The organism is Parasynechococcus sp., from assembly GCF_042954245.1.
Lineage (GTDB): Bacteria > Cyanobacteriota > Cyanobacteriia > PCC-6307 > Cyanobiaceae > Parasynechococcus.
In genome coordinates, this window is the sequence record NZ_JBGKDP010000038.1 from 1 (window position 1) to 4,500 (window position 4,500).

General features: G+C 61.6%; 4 protein-coding genes and 1 pseudogene. 3 read left to right on the forward strand and 2 right to left on the reverse strand.

Going from position 1 to position 4,500, the window contains the following annotated elements:
• The first annotated feature begins 79 nt into the window (after positions 1 to 79).
• Together lspA and ACGVJ8_RS01415 are read left to right on the forward strand one after the other, a co-directional pair.
• Positions 80 to 556, forward strand: coding sequence for a signal peptidase II (lspA, locus tag ACGVJ8_RS01410; protein WP_392345147.1), 477 nt, complete (start codon positions 80 to 82; stop codon positions 554 to 556).
• Between the two features lie 34 nt (positions 557 to 590).
• Positions 591 to 2,171: a YcjF family protein gene (locus tag ACGVJ8_RS01415; protein WP_392345148.1), complete on the forward strand. Its 1,581-nt coding sequence runs from the start codon at positions 591 to 593 to the stop codon at positions 2,169 to 2,171.
• A 124-nt stretch (positions 2,172 to 2,295) separates the two neighbouring features.
• Here ACGVJ8_RS01415 and ACGVJ8_RS01420 read toward each other — a convergent pair whose 3' ends face one another.
• Positions 2,296 to 3,705 carry a pyridoxal phosphate-dependent decarboxylase family protein gene (locus tag ACGVJ8_RS01420; RefSeq protein ID WP_392345149.1) on the reverse strand — a complete coding sequence of 470 codons (1,410 nt, stop codon included), beginning with the start codon at positions 3,703 to 3,705 and terminating at the stop codon, positions 2,296 to 2,298.
• A 40-nt stretch (positions 3,706 to 3,745) separates the two neighbouring features.
• Between ACGVJ8_RS01420 and ACGVJ8_RS01425 the strand changes: the two genes are divergently transcribed.
• Complete coding sequence (locus tag ACGVJ8_RS01425; protein ID WP_392345150.1) at positions 3,746 to 4,249, forward strand: nucleoside deaminase; 504 nt, start codon at positions 3,746 to 3,748, stop codon at positions 4,247 to 4,249.
• On the opposite strand, the pseudogene ACGVJ8_RS01430 reads toward ACGVJ8_RS01425, so the two are convergent.
• Positions 4,221 to 4,500, reverse strand: a pseudogene (locus tag ACGVJ8_RS01430) (alanine--glyoxylate aminotransferase family protein); the annotation flags it as partial. The gene ACGVJ8_RS01425 and the pseudogene ACGVJ8_RS01430 overlap by 29 nt on opposite strands.

Here is a 4,500-nt window from a genome sequence, read left to right on the forward strand (position 1 = left end):
CGCTACCGGCTCAGATGCTGCTCTGCATCGGTGCAGGATTCCTCTCGGTTGTGTTGCGCCGGTTGTTGATCATCGAGCCATGAAGAGACCACTTCCACGTCGCTCAACCCTGCTAATTGCCCTGGTCATCGTGATGGTGGATCAGCTGAGCAAGGCAGCGGCCTCCAGCGCTTTGCAAGGGGGCCAATCTCTCCCCCTGCTGCCGCATCTGCTTTCGCTGCAATTGGTTCACAACACCGGCGCGGCCTTCAGTGTTCTGCAGAACTCCACTGCCCTGCTTGGGCTGCTCAGCTTGGGGGTGGGCATTGGGCTGATCCTGTGGATCTGGCGTGAACGGGTGCTGCCGTTCTGGCAGGCCCTCGCCGCTGCGGCGCTGCTGGGCGGCACCCTGGGCAATGGTCTTGATCGTTGGCGCCTGGGCCACGTGGTGGATTTTCTGGCGCTCGAACCGATCGATTTCCCGATCTTTAACGGGGCAGATGTCGCCATCAATCTCGCGGTGCTCTGCTTTGCGATAGACCTCCTGACACGCCGTAATAACAGCAGCCGTGGCTGACCCAAACTTGCCCTGAGGCTGGTATGACGCAGGCATGAAACGCCAAACCCGGTTGCTGATCGGTCTCACCGTTGCCTTTGTAGCACTCGTGGTGGTTGGCGTTGCCGTTCAGATCATCCGCAGCCTCCTGTGGGATCTGAGTTACTTCCTGCCTCCCTGGTTGCTCACGCCGGTGCTGCTGCTGGGGCTTGTGCTGGTGGCCAGCGTGGCGGTGCAGGTGGGTTGGGCGATGTGGAAACGCCTGAAATCATGCCCAACCCAACGCCAACCCAACGCCGCTCCACAGAACCGGCGGGATGCCGCGACCACCAGCCTCGGCCACGTGGATCGTCTGATCGAACGTATTCAGGACGACATCAGTCGCCGCAGCCTTCAGAACGAACGCGATCGGGTCGCTGAGGAACTGAAGCGAGGCGATCTGGTGGTTGTGGTGTTCGGCACCGGATCCAGCGGCAAGACATCGCTGATCCGTGCTCTGCTCAATGAAATGGTCGGTGATGTGGGAGCGCCCATGGGCGTGACCAAAACCAGCCGCGCCTACCGCCTGCGTTTGAAAGGTTTGGAGCGTGGACTTCAGCTCGTGGACACCCCAGGGATCCTGGAAGCCGGAGACGAAGGCCTCAGCCGGGAGGAAACAGCCCGTCGTCGGGCGGTTCGCGCCGATCTGTTGATTGTGGTGGTGGATGGAGACCTCAGAGCCTCGGAATACGCCGTCGTGACCTCTCTCGCCGGGCTCGGCAAGCGGCTGCTCCTGGTGCTGAACAAGCGGGATTTACGCGGCGTTGACGAGGAGAAGAGGCTCCTGCAGGTGCTTCGCTCCCGTTGCCAGGGACAGCTCAACGCTGCTGATGTGCTGGCCTGCAGTGCATCTCCTCAATCGATTCCTCAACCCGGGCGTCGCCCGCTGCAGCCGCTGCCTGACGTAAGCGATCTGCTGCAGCGCCTCGCCGTCGTGCTGCACGCCGAGGGGGAGGAATTAATTGCCGACAACATCCTTCTGCAGTGCCGATCCCTCGACAGCCGTGGGCGCGACCTGTTGAACGACCAGCGGTCTCGGGAAGCCAAACGCTGCATTGACTGCTACAGCTGGATGGCAGCGGGGATTGTCGCTGCCAACCCGCTGCCAGGGGTGGATCTGTTGAGCACTGCAGCGGTAAATGTCCAGATGATCCTGGAGATGGCCAAGATCTACGGGGTCGAGATGTCCCGTGATCGCGCCAAGGATTTGGCCTTGTCCCTTGGACAGACCCTGGGCAAGTTGGGCATCGTCAAAGGGGCCATGAGCTTGCTGGGCACCAGCCTGAGCCTGAGCTTGCCCACCTTGGTCCTGGGTCAAGTGCTCCAGGGGGTGGTGACCGCATGGCTCACCCGAATCGCCGGAAGCAGTTTCATGCGCTACTTCGAGCAAGACCAAGACTGGGGCGATGGTGGAATGCAGACCGTGGTTCAACAGGCCTTTGAGCTCAACCGACGGGAGCTCTCACTGCAGCGCTTTCTGGCCAGTGCCATGCGGCAAGTGGTTGAACCGCTTCAGACGTCCGCGGCGGGACGTCTTCCCCCCCGGCCAGAGCCTCAGCAGGAGGGGGGAGCATCGGCCCCCGGGCATCCAGAATAGTGATCACAAGCAGATAAAACACGCCAATCGCCACGGAGATCGCCCCGGTGACGATGGCAACCCAGCGTGAACCCTGCTGCTGTTCCGGCATGGGAGCGTCTCAAATGATGGCGATTGTGAACGATCAAGCTTGAGCCAGCGAACCATTCAGTCGTGCCGACAGGTCGCTGAGGTGCTGCGCCGTGGTGTGGGGGTTGCCAAAGACCGCCTTGAGACAGAAGCGGTCGCCATAAAACGGTCTCGAAAGCATGTAGCCGTGAGACAGCAACATTTGCCTGGTGTCTTCACTCCAACGCCCAGCTGCAGCAACGTCCCCTTGTTTGGAATGGAACGCCAGCAGGTGAAGATCACCGGCCAACAACGTGAACTTCTCTGGATCCAATTGGGCTGCAAAGGCCGTTCGCCGTTGCAAAGCTCCGCTGAGCGTCGCTTTGATGCCCGCCTCGCCCAACTGACGCAGGCCCAGCCACAGCTTGAGGATCTCTGCAGGTCGGGTGCCCTGCAATCCGATCTCCCCACCGTGGTCCATCCCCTTGGGCGCCTCCATGTAGGGCAATCCTGTTGAAAAGGCCTGCCGGAGATGGGTTCGATCCCGCAACAACAGCAGAGATGACGCCTTGGTGATGCCCAGCAATTTCTGGGGATTCAGCGTGATCGAATACGCCAGTTCCATGCCCTCCATCAGCGATCCATGGCTGGCACTCAGTGCGAAAACACCGCCGATGGCCGCATCCACATGCAGCCAGACCTCGGCATCACGGCAGAGGACTGCCAGATCCGACAGGGGATCAATGGCTCCGCGCACCGTGGTACCGGCAGTGGCCACCACCGCCAGACAAGGACGCCCCTCGGCTTGCAGGGATCTCAAACGCTTGGCCAGAGCCTCGAGGCAAAGGCCACCATCCGCAACCACGGGAAGGGTCTGGAGCGCATCATCCGCGAGCCCCATCACCCTGGCGGCTTTGTTGATCGAGACATGGGCGTCTTGGCTGCACAGCAGCACAGGATCCCGATGCGTGGCACCCAACGCCGCCCGTGCTGCCACCAGGGCCATAAGATTGCTCAGGGTTCCGCCGCTGGCCAAAACCCCACCGGAACCCGTGGGCAAGCCAATCCTGTGGCAGAACCAGCGGCAGAGGTCATGTTCCAGGCCCGTCAGACCAGGCGAAAGCTCTTCGGCCAGAAGATTGTTGTTGAGACCTGCACAGACCAACTCCGCCGCAATGGACGCGGTGAGCGGGGGCGGATCGAGATGGGCCAGAGCACCGGGATGGGATGGCTGATAGGCCCCATCCATCACCTGCTGAAGGTCACTGAGCAGCGATTCAACGCTGGCCCCCTCTACCCCTGGAGCCACGCCCGGCAAAGGGCGCATAACAGGGACTGGGCTTGATCGATCAGCGGAGCCGATCCAACGGCAGAGCAGATCTGAACTGCGATGCAAGAAGTCCCTCAGCACCGGATCTGCGGCCGAGGGGATGGCGAACGGAGCAAGCCGATCCGGTGGGTGCTGAGACTCGAAACAGGCTTGCAACGGAGACCCGTGAACTGCAGTGATCTTCGCGTCTCGTGGGATGGTGCTCAAAGGACAACGTGGGACAGCGGTGGATCAGCGGGATGAGTTCACTCGCTGGATGGACGTTCTGCTCCAGCGCGCCGAGGAGGCTGGAGTGGAGGAAGAAGTGCCGGCGGCCGCTGTGATCCTGGATGGACAGGGACGAGCCATCGGCCATGGACGCAACCGGCGCCAGAACCACAGGGATCCCCTCGGGCATGCCGAACTGGTGGCCTTGCAACAGGCAGCAATCGTTCAGGACGACTGGAGATTCAACAACTGCACCCTGGTCGTCACCCTCGAACCCTGCCCCATGTGTGCAGGGGCCTTGGTCCCGGCCCGCATGGGAACTGTGGTTTTTGCGGCGTCAGACCCCAAGCGCGGTGCCCTGGGAGGAAGCCTTGACCTCTCCACCCATGCCAGTGGCCATCACCACATGAAGGTGATTCAGGGCGTGCGCGAACCTGAGGCGAGGGAACAGCTAAAACGCTGGTTCAGGCAGCGGCGGCGACGGAACCGCTGAAGCGAGGCAGCTCTGTCTCAAACAGGTTGAGCAGACGGTTCACGTTTTCAGAGGTGGAGTTGTACCCCATCAGACCGATACGCCAGATTTTTCCGGCCAGGCTGCCGAGTCCGCCACCAACCTCGATGCCGTGGCTGTTGAGCAGGTGCTGGCTGAAGGCCTTGCCGTCCACACCTTCAGGAATGCGAACCGTGGTAAGGGTGGGCAGTCGGCGGTCGGCTGGCACATGCATCGAAAGGCCGAGACTTTCC

Bases quoted from the DNA above. Each gene is read 5' to 3' on its own strand.
- ACGVJ8_RS01415 (WP_392345148.1), top strand. From the start codon at position 591: ATGAAACGCCAAACCCGGTTGCTGATCGGTCTCACCGTTGCCTTTGTA.
- ACGVJ8_RS01425 (WP_392345150.1), top strand. From the start codon at position 3,746: ATGGTGCTCAAAGGACAACGTGGGACAGCGGTGGATCAGCGGGATGAG.
- lspA (WP_392345147.1), top strand. From the start codon at position 80: ATGAAGAGACCACTTCCACGTCGCTCAACCCTGCTAATTGCCCTGGTC.